The sequence below is a fragment of the Streptomyces sp. HUAS TT11 genome (assembly GCF_051553595.1).
Taxonomy (GTDB): domain Bacteria; phylum Actinomycetota; class Actinomycetes; order Streptomycetales; family Streptomycetaceae; genus Streptomyces.
Genome location: NZ_CP196185.1, coordinates 1 through 16,441, shown reverse-complemented (window position 1 = coordinate 16,441; position 16,441 = coordinate 1). Strand labels below are relative to the sequence as shown.

General features: G+C 67.6%; 15 protein-coding genes. 9 read left to right on the top strand and 6 right to left on the bottom strand.

From position 1 onward, the window contains the following. Positions 1-64 precede the first annotated feature (64 nt). From ACSHXN_RS43840 to ACSHXN_RS43800, 9 genes are all read left to right on the top strand, one after another. Complete coding sequence (locus tag ACSHXN_RS43840; RefSeq protein ID WP_438306570.1) at positions 65-322, top strand: acyl carrier protein; 258 nt, start codon at positions 65-67, stop codon at positions 320-322. After that, the gene (fabG, locus tag ACSHXN_RS43835; protein ID WP_438306569.1) at positions 319-1,059 is read left to right on the top strand and encodes a 3-oxoacyl-ACP reductase FabG; all 741 of its coding nucleotides are present in this window, start codon (positions 319-321) and stop codon (positions 1,057-1,059) included. The genes ACSHXN_RS43840 and fabG overlap by 4 nt, the downstream gene beginning before the upstream one ends. Positions 1,060-1,076: 17 nt before the next feature. Beyond that, a complete protein-coding gene (thyX, locus tag ACSHXN_RS43830) occupies positions 1,077-1,874 on the top strand; it encodes an FAD-dependent thymidylate synthase (protein WP_438306568.1) in 798 nt (265 codons plus the stop codon). Positions 1,875-1,957: 83 nt separating this feature from the next. After that, entirely contained in the window at positions 1,958-3,175 is a 1,218-nt protein-coding gene (locus ACSHXN_RS43825; RefSeq protein ID WP_438306878.1) for an acyl-CoA dehydrogenase family protein, read from the top strand. 5 nt (positions 3,176-3,180) lie between these two features. Next, positions 3,181-5,433 carry an anthranilate synthase component I gene (locus tag ACSHXN_RS43820; RefSeq protein WP_438306567.1) on the top strand — a complete coding sequence of 751 codons (2,253 nt, stop codon included), beginning with the start codon at positions 3,181-3,183 and terminating at the stop codon, positions 5,431-5,433. Between the two features lie 20 nt (positions 5,434-5,453). Then, positions 5,454-7,430, top strand: coding sequence for an FAD/NAD(P)-binding protein (locus ACSHXN_RS43815; RefSeq protein WP_438306877.1), 1,977 nt, complete (start codon positions 5,454-5,456; stop codon positions 7,428-7,430). Beyond that, a complete protein-coding gene (locus tag ACSHXN_RS43810; RefSeq protein ID WP_438306566.1) occupies positions 7,427-8,869 on the top strand; it encodes a class-II fumarase/aspartase family protein in 1,443 nt (480 codons plus the stop codon). Before ACSHXN_RS43815 ends, ACSHXN_RS43810 begins: the two co-directional genes overlap by 4 nt. After that, positions 8,866-9,549 (top strand): NADPH-dependent FMN reductase, encoded by a 684-nt coding sequence (locus ACSHXN_RS43805; protein WP_438306565.1) that lies wholly within the window; start codon positions 8,866-8,868, stop codon positions 9,547-9,549. Before ACSHXN_RS43810 ends, ACSHXN_RS43805 begins: the two co-directional genes overlap by 4 nt. Then, the gene (locus ACSHXN_RS43800; protein WP_438306564.1) at positions 9,546-10,334 is read left to right on the top strand and encodes a thioesterase II family protein; all 789 of its coding nucleotides are present in this window, start codon (positions 9,546-9,548) and stop codon (positions 10,332-10,334) included. The genes ACSHXN_RS43805 and ACSHXN_RS43800 overlap by 4 nt, the downstream gene beginning before the upstream one ends. Here the strand turns inward: ACSHXN_RS43800 and ACSHXN_RS43795 are convergent. From ACSHXN_RS43795 to ACSHXN_RS43770, 6 genes are all read right to left on the bottom strand, one after another. Then, positions 10,306-11,067 (bottom strand): 4'-phosphopantetheinyl transferase family protein, encoded by a 762-nt coding sequence (locus ACSHXN_RS43795; RefSeq protein WP_438306563.1) that lies wholly within the window; start codon positions 11,065-11,067, stop codon positions 10,306-10,308. The genes ACSHXN_RS43800 and ACSHXN_RS43795 overlap by 29 nt on opposite strands. A gap of 837 nt (positions 11,068-11,904) precedes the next feature. Further along, positions 11,905-12,390 (bottom strand): hypothetical protein, encoded by a 486-nt coding sequence (locus ACSHXN_RS43790; RefSeq protein ID WP_438306562.1) that lies wholly within the window; start codon positions 12,388-12,390, stop codon positions 11,905-11,907. 257 nt (positions 12,391-12,647) lie between these two features. Then, positions 12,648-13,823, bottom strand: coding sequence for a DUF932 domain-containing protein (locus ACSHXN_RS43785; protein ID WP_438306561.1), 1,176 nt, complete (start codon positions 13,821-13,823; stop codon positions 12,648-12,650). 116 nt (positions 13,824-13,939) lie between these two features. Then, positions 13,940-14,497 (bottom strand): hypothetical protein, encoded by a 558-nt coding sequence (locus ACSHXN_RS43780; RefSeq protein WP_438306560.1) that lies wholly within the window; start codon positions 14,495-14,497, stop codon positions 13,940-13,942. A gap of 66 nt (positions 14,498-14,563) precedes the next feature. After that, positions 14,564-14,935, bottom strand: coding sequence for a hypothetical protein (locus ACSHXN_RS43775; RefSeq protein WP_438306559.1), 372 nt, complete (start codon positions 14,933-14,935; stop codon positions 14,564-14,566). Between the two features lie 823 nt (positions 14,936-15,758). After that, positions 15,759-16,256, bottom strand: coding sequence for a hypothetical protein (locus ACSHXN_RS43770; protein ID WP_438306558.1), 498 nt, complete (start codon positions 16,254-16,256; stop codon positions 15,759-15,761). Positions 16,257-16,441: the final 185 nt, after the last annotated feature.

Here is a 16,441-nt window from a genome sequence, read left to right as displayed (position 1 = left end):
CGACTTGTACAGCACTGGATAGCCACGACACCCACCCACACCCCACCGGAAAAGGATAACTGCCATGCTTCCCGATATCGGCCTGGAGGAACTGCGTGCCATCGTCGCTCAGGCGCTGGAGCTGTCGCCCGAAGAGGTGGGCGACAGCGACCACTTCGCCGAGGACCTGGAGATGGACTCGCTGATGCTGCTGGAGATCTCCTCCCGCGTGGAGAAGGAGTGCGGCGTCTCCATCGAAGACTCCTCCTTGGCCTCCGTGCAGACTCTCACTGAGCTCCATGGCCTGGTCGGCTCGCTGCAGGCCGATGGGTCCGCCGCGTGACCGCTCGACGCGTGGCGCTCGTCTCGGGCGGCTCGCGAGGCATCGGCCGGGCTGTCGTAACCCGGCTGGCCGAGGACGGATTCGACATCGCCTTCTGCTACCACTCGCGTGCTGAGGCTGCCGGAGAGACCGAACGGGCGGCGGCCGGGCTGGGCGCCCGCGTCGTCAGCAGGCGGGTCGACGTCACGGACGCCGGCCAGTGCCGCGACTTCGTCGAGGCGGCCGAGGACCGGCTCGGTCCCGTGGACGTCGCGGTGACCGCCGCAGGCATTACCCGGGACAAGCCGCTGGCGATGATGGACGACGCGCAGTGGGCTGCAGTGCTGCGCACCAATCTGGACGGCACATACCACGTCTGCCGCCCTGTCGTCGAACGGATGGTCAAGCGCAGGTCGGGCACCATGGTCACGGTTTCCTCCGTGGCTGGAGTCCACGGCAGCGCGGGGCAGACCAACTACTCCGCCTCCAAAGCCGGAATCATCGGATTCACCCGGGCCGTCGCGAAGGAGTACGGCAGATTCGGCATACGGGCCAATACGGTGGCACCTGGATTCATCGAGACGGACATGACCTCCGGTGTCACCGAACGGGCCCGTAAGAAATACCTCGGACAGATTTCGCTGTCACGGTTCGGCGCCCCAGAGGAGGTCGCAGACCTGGTCTCGTTCCTCGTTTCAGACCGGGCAACCTATATCACGGGCCAAGTGCTGGGCGTCGACGGCGGACTCGTACTGTGAAAGAAAAGCATTCACTGATGAAATCAGTTGAGCCGGAAGTCATTCTCGCTGCTCACTCCAGCCTCGACTACGATGCCGTCGCTGCCTATCTGGAAGAGGTGGGCGGAACGAGCTGGATAGCCCGTATGGACCGTGGCGAGATGGACTCCGAGCTGAACGACCCTCAGAATCTCATCGAGTTCGCGGGAAGAATGTGCTACAGGTCCTGGGAGCCGGGTCTGAACCCAAATGTCAGTCGGATCCGTACGGACCAAGAGGCGTACCTCACTAATATCCTCGCGAGCCGACACGGCTCCGTTCTCGAACACGTCAGCTTCACATTTGTCCTGCACAACGTCAGCCGGGTACTCACCCACGAACTGGCCCGGCACCGCGTAGGAGTGGCGGTTTCCCAGGAGTCCCTGCGGTTCGTCAGGCTGCAGGAACTGCCCTTCTGGTTCCCCGACTGGGCCCGGGAGGACGAGGAGCTGATGACCCGCGCCACCGCCGTTCTACGGCAGCTCGAAGAGTTTCAGACGTGGATGTCAGACCACTTCAGGCTGGACGAACCGGGACGTGGCTTCGGCGAGAAGAAACACAAGACCTCCTTCATGCGGCGCTTCGCGCCGGAGGGGCTGGCGACCGGTCTGGTGTGGACAGCGAATGTCCGGACCCTGCGTCACCTCATTGAATCCCGCACCGCTCCTGGCGCGGAGGAAGAGATTCGGCTGGTTTTCGACAAGATCGGCCGGCTGATGCGCGAGGAGGCACCAGCACTCTTCTCCGACTACCGGATCACGGACGGCGCCTGGATTCCCGAGTGGCGCAAGGTATGAGCACCGCTCTGTCGGCCTGAACCCAGCAGTACTGCACGAATCCCCGCTTGCCCCTGTTGTCCTGCTCAGGAAGCGAAGACGGAATGCCAGCTGCAGAAATCGTGAGTGTCACACACGATACGGACTACGGTCCGTCGACCAGTAAAGAGATTCTCCAGCGCGCCCGAAAGGCAGCACCACAACTGGCAGCGCGGGCGGAGGAGATAGAGCAGGCCCGGAGGCTCCCGGAGGACGTCGTCACCCTCCTACGGAGCACAGGCGTCTTTCGGATGGCCTTCCCGCCCTCCTGGGGCGGGCCGGTCATGACGCCCGCAGAGCGGACCCGCGTAATTGAGGCACTCGCTGTCGGCGACGCCTCGGCCGCTTGGTGCGCCATGGTTGGCATGGACAGCGGACTCTTTGCGCACTACATGGCGGAGGACGCGGCACGCGAGATGTTCCCGTCCCTCGACACGATCACTGCTGGCGCGATCCCGCCGAAGGGACGAGCCGAGCGCGTGCCCGGCGGCTACCGGGTCACTGGCACCTGGCAGTTCGGCAGCGGCATCACCCATTGCGACAGGGTGGTCGCAGGATGCCTCGTCTACCAGGATGGGAAGCCGGAGACCAACCCGGGCCCCCGCGGCGGACGCGCCCACTGGCGCATGATCGTAGGACGGCCCGAGCAGTTCGAGATCACCGACACCTGGCACACCACGGGCCTCGCCGGCAGCGGGAGCCTGGACTACGCGGTCAAGGACCTCTTCGTACCCGAGAGTCACACCTTCAGCTTCGCTAACCCCGTCCGGCCTGGACCGGAGACCACGCCTGATTCGATTCTGCGCACCATGCCCGGTGTTGCCCTCGGCGTGGGCAGGGCCGCTCTCGACTACATCCGTGAGATGGCCGCTGGCCGCGTCGACCGGCATTCCCGCAAGCCGTGGCGGGAGGAGTATCGCGTCCAGATCGTGGTCGCCCAGGCCGAGATGGAGCTGCTGGCCGCGCGGCACGCGGTGTACGGGACGTTGCGGCGCCAGTGGGAGATCCTTGCACAGGGCGAGGAGCTCGGCCCGGACGACCTGGTGTCAGCGGCGCTTGCCCGGGTCCATGCCTTCCGTACCGTCCGGGACCTGGTGGGTCGGCTGTTCGATGTCGCCACGACGACGGCCGTGTACCGGCCCTCCCCGCTCGACCGCTACCTGCGGGATCTCAACACCATGTGCCAACACGCCACCGTGCAGGGCCAGATCATTCAGTCGTCGGGTGCCGTCCTGCTGGGCGGAACTCCACAGAACGCCTTCGCTGTGGGCCTGCCGGAGTAACCGCGATGGAGACCACCGACTTCCTCATCGACAGGCTACAGCCCGGCAGAATCCGGATCAGCCGCACCGTTACGCATCTCACCACCGGTGAAGAGGAGGCTTTGATCACCCGTACGGCTCAAGCTATCGAGCGGCAGCGGGGCGGGATCCTCGGATCAGGCGTGCAGTTCCCAGGGCGTTATACCCGCTGGACGCGAGCGTACACCGACCCCTGTCTGGAGGTCACCGCCCAAGGGCGCAGGGTCGCAGCCCGCGCACTGAATGACCGCGGCCGCGTCCTGCTGCCGGCCATCGCGCGGTGGCTGACGACGACCGGTCCGGTTGCCCACACTGGCGACCAGGCTGAGGTGACCGTCGCGGAGCAAGACGAGCGCGACCGGCCGGTAACGGAGGAGGACCGCACCCGGCTCCCCACGGTCTTTACCGCCCTGCGGGCGATTCGGGACGGGCTGTCAGTGCCGGAGGACCCCTACCTCGGCCTGTACGGCGCGTTCGGCTACGACCTTGCCCTCCAGTTCCACCCCGTACGCACACGCCGCCCCCGCCCGCCGCACCTGCGGGACATTGTCCTGCACCTCCCCGACGAGCTACTCGTGATCGACCATGAGCGGGGCAACACGCGCCGGGTCTCCTACGACTTCACCACGGAGACCGGCACTACGGTTGGCCTGTCGCGCGACACCGAGCCCACGCCCCGGCTTCGGAGACCGCGCGCCCTCCCGAACGAGATCGTGCCCGGCAGTTACGCCACCGTCGTCCGCGAGGCGAAGCAGCGCTTCCAGCGAGGCGATCTCTTTGAGGTGGTGCCCAGCCACGAGATGTACCACCGGTGCGAACATCCCGCAGAGGTCTTCGACCGCATCCGCCGCGCCAACCCCTCGCCCTACGAGTTCTTCTTCAATCTCGGCGAGTCCGAATACCTCGTAGGCGCCTCACCGGAGATGTATGTACGGGTGTCCGGCGACCGTGTCGAAACGTGCCCGATCTCGGGGACCATCGCTCGTGGCGCGGATGCACTGGAAGACGCCCTGAAGATCCGGACCCTGCTCAACTCGTCCAAGGACGAGACTGAGTTGACCATGTGCACCGACGTGGACCGCAACGACAAGGCCCGCGTCTGTGTGCCGGGCACCGTCGAGGTCATCGGCCGGCGGCAAATCGAGATGTACTCCCGCCTCATTCACACCGTCGACCATGTCCAAGGGCGCCTGCGCCCCGGCCTGGACGCACTAGATGCCTTCATCAGCCACATGTGGGCGGTGACGGTCACGGGCGCGCCGAAGTCCTGGGCAATGCAGTTCATCGAGGACCACGAGCAGAACCCCCGCGGCTGGTACGGCGGAGCCGTTGGCTTCATCGGCGTCGACGGATCGCTGGACACGGGCCTGACGATCCGCACCGCCCAAATCCGCGACGGCATCGCGGCTGTGCGGGCGGGCGCCACCGTGCTCTACGACTCCGACCCCGAGGCCGAGGAGCAGGAGACCTATCTGAAGGCCCGAGCCATGACTGCTGCGATCAACCACGGCGGGAGCACCGACGAAGTGGCTGCGGAGTGTAGGACGCCGGTCAGTGGCGGGACAGGGTTGCAAGTACTCCTCGTCGATCACGAGGACTCCTTCGTCAACACCCTCGCGGACTACTTCCGCTCCGCCGGAGCTGACGTGGCCACGCTCCGGCACGGGTTCCCCCTCCCGCGCCTCGACGAGATGCAGCCGGACCTCGTCGTTCTCTCTCCCGGGCCCGGTAGGCCCGAGGACTTCGGCTGCCACGCCCTGCTGGACGCGCTCTACGAGCGGCAGCTGCCCGTCTTCGGGGTCTGCCTGGGGCTGCAGGCGATGGTGGAGCACGCTGGGGGCGTCCTGAAACAGCTGCCCGAACCAGCCCACGGCAAGGCTGGCCGCATCACGGCGCTCGGCGGTGACCTGCTGGACGGGCTGCCGGAGGTCTTCACAGCCGCCCGTTACCACTCCCTCTATGCCCCCTCCAACGGTGTCCGGGGCTTTGCGGTGACCGCGGAGCTCGAAGGCATCGCCATGGCCGTCGAGGACCCGGCCCACGCCCGCTACGCCGTGCAGTTCCACCCGGAGTCAATCCTGACGGCCCACGAAAACGTCGGTCACCGCATCATCGGCAACCTGCTGCGCGTCTGCGCCCCCCGTGCTGCTGCTTGCCGCCAGGCGGACGGGAACCCCGACATCCCGGGCCTGCGTGACCTCAGACGCGACAGCAGAAGGAAGGCGAGCCAGTGCACATAACGTCACCGGACACAACGCCTCTGCCCACCGATTTCCTATCCGAAGAGACTTCTGCAAACGTCGCCGGAGACACCTCCAGGACTGTCTGCGTCGTCGGCGCCGGCCCGCGTGGACTGTGCGTTCTGGAACGTCTCCTGGCCAACGAGCGTGCGTGGCCGCGCCACAGCGCGCTGACCGTCCACCTGGTCGATCCGCACGCGCCTGGCGCAGGAGCGGTTTGGCGCACCGACCAGAACCCTTTGCTGCTGATGAACACGGTCGCCTCTCAGGTGACCATGTTCACTGATGCCAGCTGCCGCATCAGCGGCCCTGTCATGCCCGGCCCCAGTCTCTACGAGTGGGCCAAGTCGCTTCCCGAGGACAGCGGCATGGAGGCCGATCTGCTGGCCGAGGCGAAGTCCCTGAAGCCGGATGGGTATCCCAGTCGCGCCTTTTACGGCCACTACCTGCGCGAGATGTTCGACTGTGTAGTCGCTGGCGCCCCGGCCCATGTGACCGTACGCGTGCACCGCTTACAGGCCGTCGCTTTGGAGGACTCGCCTGGCACTACCTACGGGTTGCAGATCGTCCGGCTGGAGGACGGCACCCGGCTAACCGGGCTGCACGCGGTCGTCTTGGCGCAGGGACACGTGCCGACGGAACTCTCCCCCGAGGAGCAGACGTTCGCCAACGCGGCCCGCGAGCTGGGCCTGACCTACGTCACCCCGTCGAACCCAGCAGACACGCTCCTGGAGGAGATCACCCCTGGAGAAACGGTCATCCTGCGCGGCATGGGCCTGAACTTTTTCGACTATATGACTCTGTTCACCCGGGCCCGTGGCGGATTCTTCAGTCGGTCCGACGACGGCCGCCTCGTTTACTGGCCCTCCGGCCGCGAGCCGCTCATGTACGCGTTCTCCCGAAGGGGTGTCCCATACCATGCGCGTGGCGAGAACCAGAAGGGGCCGTCCGAGCGTTATCTGCCCTTCCTGCTGACGCCAGAACGCATCACACGCCTCCGCTCACGTGACGGGCAGCGCATCCGCTTCCGGAAGGAGCTGTGGCCCCTGATATCCCGCGAGGTGGAGAGCGTCTACTACGCCGTTCTTCTCGCCTCCCGGGGTGGTGAGAGGGACAACGAGGAACTGCGGCGGTGCTACCTGGAAGCAGATGACGTCAGCGACCGTGATGCACTGCTGGATGCCTACGGCATCGACGCAACGGAGCGCTGGGACTGGCAGGCGGTGGCCGACCCCTGTGCCGGGCGCTCCTTCCACGGTCCGAACGACTTCACTATCTGGCTGACGGATCGTCTGCGGCAGGACGTCCGCGAGGCCCGGCGCGGAAATGTGCGAGGCCCGCTGAAGGCGGCCCTGGACGTGCTGCGCGACCTGCGTAACGAGGTCCGGCTGGCCGTCGACCACTGCGGGCTTGACGGGCGGTCCCACAAGGACGAACTCGATGCCTGGTACACACCGTTGAATGCATTCCTCTCCATCGGCCCACCAGCCTCCCGCATCGAGGAGATGCTTGCACTGATGGAGGCGGACCTGCTGCACGTACTCGGTCCCGGTACTACGGTCCGCCTGGATCCCGGCGGCTGCGCGTTCACCGCCCGCTCCACACAGGTGCCTGGCTCCGAGGTCCGTGCAACCGTGCTGATCGAAGCCCGGCTGCCCGTCTTGGATATCCGCAGGACCTCCGATCCCCTGCTACGTGGTCTCAGCGCGCGGGGGGAGCTTGCGCCCCACCGGATACCGATCGAGGGGGCGGAGCCCTATGAGACGGGCGGCGTCGCCGTAGAGGAAGGCACGTACCGGCTGCTCGACAACTGCGGTCGGTCCCATCCTCGGCGACTTATCTACGGCGTCCCCACCGAGTCGGTGCACTGGGTAACCGCCGCAGGGGTCCGCCCCGGCGTGGACTCGGTCACCCTGTCCGACGCGGACGCCATCGCCCGTACGGTGCTCGGCATCTCGCCCGTCTCACCCAGCAGCGCCAAAGGAGCTCCTGCATGAACAGCCCTGCTGCCGACCGCGACACCGGTCTGCTCTCCCCCGTCCGGGCGGGCACGGCCGTGGAACGCGCCGTGAGCGATCAGGCGTGGATCCAGGCCATGCTCGATGCCGAAGCCGCCCTCGCCCGGGCTCAGGCCCGGCTGGGAACGGTGCCGAAGGAGGCGGCCGACACCATTACGACCTGTGCCCGAGCCGAGAGCGTGAGCACCCGGGAGATTGCAGTCGCCTCCCGGGATAGTGCCAACCCCGTGGTAAAGCTGGTGCAGTCCTTCACCCAGGTTGTCGCCAACGCCGACCCAGAGGCCGCCGAGTACGTCCACCGGGGCTCTACCAGCCAGGACATCTTCGACACAGCAGCCATGCTGGTCTCTGCACAGGCCCTGCGAATCGTGCGGCGGGACTTGAGCCGTGTCATCCGCGCAATGGAGAAGACCGCCACGTGCCACAGGGACACCATCATGGCGGGCCGTACCCTGGGTCTGCACGCCGTGCCCACCACATTCGGGCTGAAGGCTGCGGGCTGGCGACAGTTGGCCGCCGAGGCGGACCAGCGGCTGGCCGATCTGCTGGACGGCGGGCTACCGGTCTCCCTGGGCGGCGCCGCTGGCACCCTCGCGGCCTACCTCGAATACGCCAGTATCGACGGCGGCAGCGGCAAGGACGCGCCCGTCGAACAGAAGGAGCGCTTCAACTACCTTGATCTGCTCGTCGACGCGTTCGCCCGGGAAACGGGGTTGGCCACACCTGCCCTGCCGTGGCACGCGCTACGCACCCCCGTCGCGGACCTGGCCCACGCGCTGTCCTTCACAGCTGGCACACTCGGCAAGATCGCCGCGGATGTCCTCGTCCTGACCCGTAGCGAGGTCGGGGAACTCGCCGAGCCGGCAGCGGCGGGACGCGGCGCCTCCTCGGCCATGCCGCACAAGCGCAACCCGGCCCTGGCAACGCTGATCCGCAGCGCCGCCGTGCAAGTCCCCGCCCTCGCGAGCGTCCTGGGCCTGTGCATGGCCGCGGAGGATGAGCGCTCCGCCGGCCTGTGGCAAGCCGAGTGGCAACCCCTGCGGGAGATACTGCGGCTCGTCGGCGGCGCGGCCCACACAGCCGCCGAACTCGCGGAAGGGCTGGAAGTGCACTCGGAACGGATGCGCGCCAACGTCAGCCTGACTCAAGGCCAGATCGTTTCGGAGCGAGTGGCCGCGCATCTGGCCCCGGCCCTGGGCAAGGTCACCGCGAAGAAGGTCCTCACCGAGGCATCCGAGACAGCCAGCAGGCAGGGAATCCCGCTGGACAAAGCCCTGGCCGCCATCCCGGACGTCGCCAGAGTCTTCAGCCGCGAGGACCTCACGGCCCTGTGCGACCCAGGCCACTACACCGGGGCCGCGTCGTGGCTGGTCGACCGCGCACTTCGACGGACCTGCCCGCCGGAAGCAAGCGCATGATGGACCACGCGACAGGCCGGATGACGGGCGGGGACGCAGGCATCGCACCAGGTGTGAAGATCCTCGGGATCGGGGGCTCCGCGCGGCCAGCGTCGACAGCCGAGCGTGTCCTCAGCTTCGCCCTAGCCGAGGCGGAGAAGGCCGGGGCCCAAGTCAGCCTGTTGGCCGGGCCCGACCTGGTGCTGGCGCCGTACGACCCCGGAGCCGAGGAGAACGCACCCTCGGCGGCGCGGCTGCTGCGCCGGATCTCCGAGGCCGATGGCATCCTGCTGGCCAGCCCCGTCTACCACGGCGGCATCCCCGGGCTGTTGAAGAACGCCCTCGACCACGTTGAGGAGCTGCGCAGCGACGCCCGTCCCTACTTCAGCGGCCGTGCGGTGGGGTGCGTGGCCGTGGGTGGAGGCTGGCAAGGGGCGGTCGCCACGCTGTCCGCACTGCGCGACGTGGTACACGCACTGCGCGGCTGGCCCACCCCCCTCGGGGTCGCATTGAACAGCAGCACCGTTACCGTGGGCGGCGACGGGCGGTGCGGCGACCAGCACGTCGAGGAGCAGATCAGAACGATGACGCATCAGGTGCTGCACTTCGCGCTGGCCTATGGCGGGCGGAACGCTCCCATAGCGGTCCCCTCACCAGCGGCCCGTCTGGTCCCCGTCCCCGCCACGGGAGGTGGCCGGTGAGCATACGGCGGCCGCTCGGGCCCGTCACACGGTTACGCGAGGTAGAGGACCCCACCGTCAGACTGTTCCTCTTCCACCACGCGGGCGGATCCCACCTGCTCTACCGCGGCTGGACCCGGCACTTTCCCAAGGATTGGGACGTATGTCTGTTGGACTCTCCCGGGCGTGGCAACGCGCAGGCGCTTCCGCTGGTGGACGACTGCCAGCAGCTGGTGGCGCTCTTCGACAAGGCCGTCACGCCGCTGCTGGACCGGCCCTTTGCGTTCTTCGGCCACAGCATGGGGGCGCTGGTCGCCTACGCCCTCGCTCACTACCTCTTGAACACCGAGTGCCCGTTGCCTATGTGGCTGGGGGTGTCGGCCTTCCGCCCGCCCGTGCCGGGAGCTGGCAGCGCAGTGCCCAGCCAGAGCCTCCTGTCCGACGACGCCCTGCGCCAATGGCTTCGCACGACGGGAGGTGCACCGGAACGACTACTTACCAACGACGCCCTGTGGCGGACCTTCGCGCCCATCCTGCGCAACGATCTCCGGCTCGCCGATACATGGGATCCCGACGTGCCGAGGTCCGTCCTGCCCGTACCGCTCACGGTCTTCGGCGGGCGCGACGACCAGTTGGTGCCGCCGAACCAGCTGGCAGGCTGGAAGCGAGTGAGCAATGCCTTCCTCGGGACGTGGCTGTACTCCGGTGCCCACTTCTACCTGGCGGACCACCGGGAGGAGTTGTGCGCGCGCATCACCGAGACAGTGCTCGGCCAGGTCACCACGGTCCCAGCGCCGGGGCGGTAGTCCGCCCGGGAACGGCCCGCATTGCCGCGGCGGGGGCAACCCCCGAGGTAACTGGAACGGCAAGGGCCGCAATACAGCCGTCCGGCACGGTAAGGTCGCCAAGCTGCCAATTGACGACCGAGCAGCCCTCCGCCCGGTGCTGCACCACCGGGCGCGGATTGCCCGGCGCCACGTCGATTTCGCGCAGACCCGCCGTGATGCCGATTCCGCTTGCCTTGACAACGGCCTCCTTGCGTGTCCAGCAGCGCATGAATTCACGCAACCTTTCTCCAGGTTCTGCTGCTGCGACATGATCCCGCTCGCCATCATGCAGCACCGAGTCCATCAAAGCGTCCACGGCTACCGGTCGTATCTGCTCGATGTCGATCCCCACCCGGACCCCGCGCGCCACGGCAACCATCCAGAACGGGCCCGACCGGCTCAAGCTGAACTCCCAACCCCCTGGGGGCCATTCTACGATCGGGCGACCATGCGCCCCGTCGCCGCAAGTCACACAGCGCTGCCGCCCGAACTGCACATGCTTGGCCTGCTCACCGGACAGCCCACCTACGCAGTGGCGCAGCACGGCGTGCGCCGCTGCGTAGGCTGCGGCCCGGTGGGGAACGCGGAAGCGCTCGTGGCGGTCTCTCTCCTCAACGGAGAGCACCGCCAGATCAGCTCCGTCCGTCTCCGGACCCGCCTCCCCGCCGTGGATAATGACGGAGTCCGCCTGTATGCCAGTGTGCTCAGGCATGTGATTCTCCCCTGGTGACCGACGGTGCGGCCCCATAAGCCGCCTCGACGGGATCGAATCTCTGACGAGCGCAACCTACCGGGATAAGCCTCTACCGGGGCTTCGACTGCGTCACCACCGCGCTCGACTCGGCCCGATGCGACGCCGACAAGGAGAGACGTACCACTGAACATACCCAGCCGTTGTGTACGGCTCCTTGTGCACCACCGCGTACGGACCTCTGCGTTCAGCCGCCTGTTCGGGCAGTCTCGGGCCGCTCCGTGGCCTGCGGCCGCAGTCGGACGACTGGCGTCAGTTGCGTCGGGCAGGAGGTGCGCCCACCCTTCCGGCCACCCCACGGGGGGCTTTCGGCGGCAGGTGCCGATGGCATCGCGCACGGCCTGGCCGCGCCACAGTTGCGTGACGCCGGTGGGGCCGGTCACGCGGTAGGCGGCGGCCGTCACTTGCCCGTCCGGCCGGTTGATCAGGATGCCGGATGCCTTGTCCGGCACGAGCGTGACGACCGAGTGGTTGCGGGTCTGCCGGTAGCGGATCACTCCGTCATCAGCCATCCGTCCTTCGCTGGACAGCCAGAAATTGAGGCTGCCTCGCAGCCAGCCGTTGACGTCCCTGCCCGCAACCGTACGGCCCAGACACGTCACGCCTTGGGCCGGGAACTGGCCTGCGCGGCCTATCACCTGGGCGTACGTCACATGGATGTCCGCGTGGTCCATGTGGATGTACGAACCTGAGATCCCGCACTCGGGGAGGCGGTAGGCGATGAGCCGGGTACCGGGGAGGGGCTGCCGGGCGGGGATGTCGCCGTGGTCCGTGGGGCTCGGCGTCACGGCGGGCGTGTCAGGCACGGGTGCTCTCCTCGTCGGTGTCGGGCAGGGACAGGACCGGGGCGGCGTAGACCTCGCGCTCTACTGCGGGGACACCCGGGCAGGGGATGACGGCCTGCCGGAGCTCGGCCGTGTCCATGGGGTGCAGCCAACCGTTCCGCGCGGTCCAGCCGCACGCACGGGGGTGGGGCTCGGCGGCCGTGGTTGCGACCAGGACGGCACGGTGCACGGTGCTGCCCTCCAGTACGAACACCAGCAGCGTGCGCAGCGTGTCGAAGTCGTCTTCGTCCAGGACGGCCAGGCGTAGCGGGTTGCTGCCGATGGACAGATCGGCCTCGGCACTGACGAACGTGTCGTCGGTGCGTTCGGCGACGAGGTTGATGGTGTGTTCGCCGTCGCCGAGTGCCTGGACCAGGAGGGCAAGCGCGGTCGGGGTGCGGCGCATGGCGGCCGCGATGGCGGCGTCCTCGGGGCGGGTGAGCTCCGGGCGTGCGGGCATGCGGACTCCTTGACGGTGGGCGCTGGGGCGGTGAGCTGCGGGGCCGGCTGGCGCGGCAGGGGTCTTCCTTGGCGCGCGGTCTGCTCCGCAGACACGTCGCGCTGCCGCTACGCGGCAGATGGGCGGGCGGGTGCGCTCCGCGCTCTCTGAGCGGCTGGGGGGGCGCTCCGCGCTCGGGCCGGGCGGCCCCCTCGGGTGATTCCGGAGGGGGCCCGTGCGGGCCGGGCGAGGGGTGTCCCGGCCCGCACGGGGGTCTGTCAGCCGTGCTGTGCGGCTGCCGTGAGCGCGGGCAGTGCGAGTGCCTCCAGGGCGGCGGCCTGGTCGGCGTCGGTGAGGGTCTGCGCGGTCGAGGTGACGGCCTGCATCACGCCTCCGGCCGTCATCTGACCGCCCCGGACGAAGTGAGCCAGGATCATGTCCTTGGCCTCGGTACCGATGCTGAGCGACTTGGTGATGTGCTCGATCGTCTTCGTCGGCTCGGCCAGCGTTGTACCGGCGGCGGCCTCCATCTCGCGCACCTTGGCCTCCACGTACTCCCGCGACAGGAACGTGCGCACAGCGTCGGCGGTCTTGGACGTGATCAGTTCCAGCGTCTTGCGCTGCGTCTGCCCGGACCAGGACACCACGCCCTCGTCCTGCTTGCCTCCCAGGTGAACGGCCCGCATGACGTCCCGGGTCATGGTCAGGCCGTTGCGGCAGACCTGGATCACTGCGCGCGGGGTGATGGTGTACGCCCCGGAACCGACCTCGCTGTTGGTGATGACGAAACCGGCCGAGATCACCGGCAGTTCGTCACCGCTGCGGCCATCGAACGGGGAACGGTACCCGCGCAGCAACGCACGGGCCTGGACTGCCACGGCCTCGGACTCCACACGCACGTGCATGCGCCGGTCGGTCAGATCGCAACCGGTCACCTGGGTGGGGTGGCCGGACTGCCGCACCCCGTCCAGGGCGGCCAGCAGCATGTCGAAGTTGTCCATCAGCTTGTAGCTGTCCGACAACAGCGCACGGGCCACACCCTCGCCGGGCACGCCGGGGCCGCTCTCAGCCCGGAACGCGCGCAGCATGAAACGACGGTCCGGCTCCTGCCGCAGCCACGCGTTGACGTTCTCGTCCAGCAGCGGGACGTTGTCGGCCCGCATGCGGCGCAGGTAGGCGAGCGGGATACGCAGCTTGTCGGCGATCCCCTCGTCCGCCACGGCGGTGGGCCGGTAGATCCCGTCGACGTCCGTCACACCGTCCTCGGTGATCTGGGACTCGACGCCCTGGACGTGCACGTTGCCCTCACACAGCCGCAGCGCGCAGGCGGGGGCGATCACGTCCAGCTTGCGCCGGCTCTGGTCCTCCAAGATGCGGACCAGGTCGGAGAGATCGGCGTTGCGGGCACCGGTGGGGGCCACGTTCATGGCGCGCTCGGCGAACTGCTGAGTCATGCGGGTTCCCCTTCGTTGTTGATCTCTGCGGTTCGGGGGGCGGGGCCACCGCCCCCCGAACAATTCCAATACTAGTGTGAGTTGGGTTGGTGTGAACCCACCCCTGAACAGCGCTTCTAGGCGAACATGCGATAGTACGGCAACGGCGTCAGGCTCCGACGCCGCACGTTCCGGGCCATCACGACGGGCCTCCGGCCGGTCATCTCGCTGATGTCGTAGCGCACTTCCGGCGCCTCGCCGAACGTGTCGGCGTGCGCGTGGATAGCGGTGACCCAGTAGATGCCGTGACGCTGTGTCAGACTGCCGTGATAGTCGACCTTCTGCCACAACACCGGCCCATCGTCCTGCGGGTCGACAGACCTCGCCACGGCCGGCGCGAGCGTACCCGTGAGCCGCTGCGTTCCCAGCAGGATGAATGCGGCCGCTACCGTGCGGGCGTCCACGGGTACACCCGCCATGGCCGGTCCCGTGTGCCCGCTGCGCACACCCATGGCCCAGCCCAACTCGAAGAACGGCCGGACCAAAGCCAACTGCTCGTGAGAGACCCTGAGCGCGTTCGGGTCACCCTCGCCGCGCGCCAACTCCGCCAGCGCGTAAGCGGCCTGCTCCCGCTCCGCGTCCGTGATCGGGGCGCCGATCTCCTCGGCTCGCTCCGCAATCCGCGTCTCGTCCATGACTCCTCCTCTGTTGGGGATCACTGCCGGTGTAGAAGGGGCCCCACCCACGGCGCCCCGAGCGGACTACTTCAGGAATCCGCGCGACCGAAGGAACTCAGCCGTGATGTGCGCGATTCCACGCGGCTTGTAGATCTGCGGGAAACGCCGCATCTCCACCTCGGTGCGCCCCTTCTCGTCCGGCTCGATCAGTTCGTGCACGAGCCGGTAAGGACGGTCACCCGTAGGGATTTCCAGAACCACCGGACCCACCTTGGTGTCGAAACGAATTCCGGTGTAATTCGCGTCGGCGTTGTGCACGATGCTCGCGCTTACCCGTTCGCAGATGAGGGGCAGGAAGTTCGCGACTGTACGGGCCTGAATTGCAAGGCCGTTCATGGGGGCGTTCTTTCCGCCGCGCACCCTACGGACGATTCCGTCGGAGATCTGGATTTCCATTTTGGTTCCCCTTCGTGGTCACTGCGCGTGCTGAGGGGTCGCCTCCCCCCTGCAACACACATACTAGTGTATGTGGGAGGTGGTTGAAAGACCTTGTTGCGCCCCGAGTTGCGGCAGATGTTGCGCCGTGATGTTGCGTCAGGTGTTGTGGCAGGTGTTGCGCTAGAGGTTGCGCGGCCTCGCGGCCGGCCTCTACAACACCCCACGTCAGCAGCCTGCGGACGCCTGGTCGGCCTGCTGACATCCCCTCTGCTGCCACTTGTCCCACAGGCTGAAGGAGAGTGAGGAATGGGGGCGGGCGTGGTTGAGAGCCTGCCTCGGGGATCAGGCGCCGCATGGGTGGCTCGCGCGTCGGCTGCGCCGCCGCGCTGGACCGGTTGGCGCGCCCCGGGCCTTATCGGCTGCGGGACGGTGGGCAGTTGGATGGGGCTACGATGAAACCGCCTCGTTTGGGAGAGGTCAGCTGACGGGGAACGTCCGGGCACGGGTTTGCCGACCCGCCGGGCGCACCGTTCCCCGTCAGCCCAAAACTCAGCGCGCGGTCTGCTCCGCAGACTCGACGCGCCGCCGCTACGCGGCGGGAGAACCACGGCGCTTCGCGCCCTGAACTGCGGGCGCTGGCATCGCTACGCGATGCACGAGAGGTGGGGACGACCCTAACCGGGCCGTCCCCACCTCTCGTATAACCGCGACGCTCCGCGCCGCTTAAGCGGGGGGTGCCTGGGCTCTCTGACCAGCAGGCACCCCCCGCGCCCCTGCACCGCCCCTGCGGCAGCGAGCAGGGGACGGGCCAGGTTGCCATCCCGGCCCGCGCGCAGTGGCTCTAGCGAGACGCGCGCGCACCTGGCGAGTAGGCCGTCTCCTCGCCCGCTCCGGCGTGAACGCTGAACGCATCCAAGAACTCGGCCCGTTCACGCTCACCGACCAGCTCCGCAGCCTCCGCCGCCGTGCACTCCGTGAGCACCGCGTCACGCAAGCGCCACGCCCGGATCGTCTCGGCCGGACCGCCCTCCCCACCCAGGATCGAACGCAGGTACATCACGCCGTAGGTCAAGGGCTGCGCCAACCCGCACGCCAGCAAAAACGCCACATTGTGGAGGTACTTCTCCTCAGCACCGACCAAGTCATCAGCGGTGCCCGCGCCCTCAACAGTCAGAGGCAGAGTGGCCGTTACCAGCTGGTCCTCACCGTCCATGGTCACCCCCAGCCGCACCACATGCTCACCCGGCGCAATGCGCCCCATCAGATGCGCCAAAACCGCATACGCCTCTTCACGGGCTTCCGCAAAAACGTCCAAAGAAACCGGCTCAAGTTCCGCCATGAGACTGACCCTTCTTCGTTTGGGAGATTTTCTCGCCCGGTGAAGTTGCCGCTTCACCAGACGCTCTAAGTCTAATTATTGGGGAGTTCACTGGACATCAGATTCAAGCCAACGGGAATTTGAAACAGGACAGAATTGCTTTCCTGATTGGGGTTTATTTGAAACGACCTCAATTTGACTGTAAA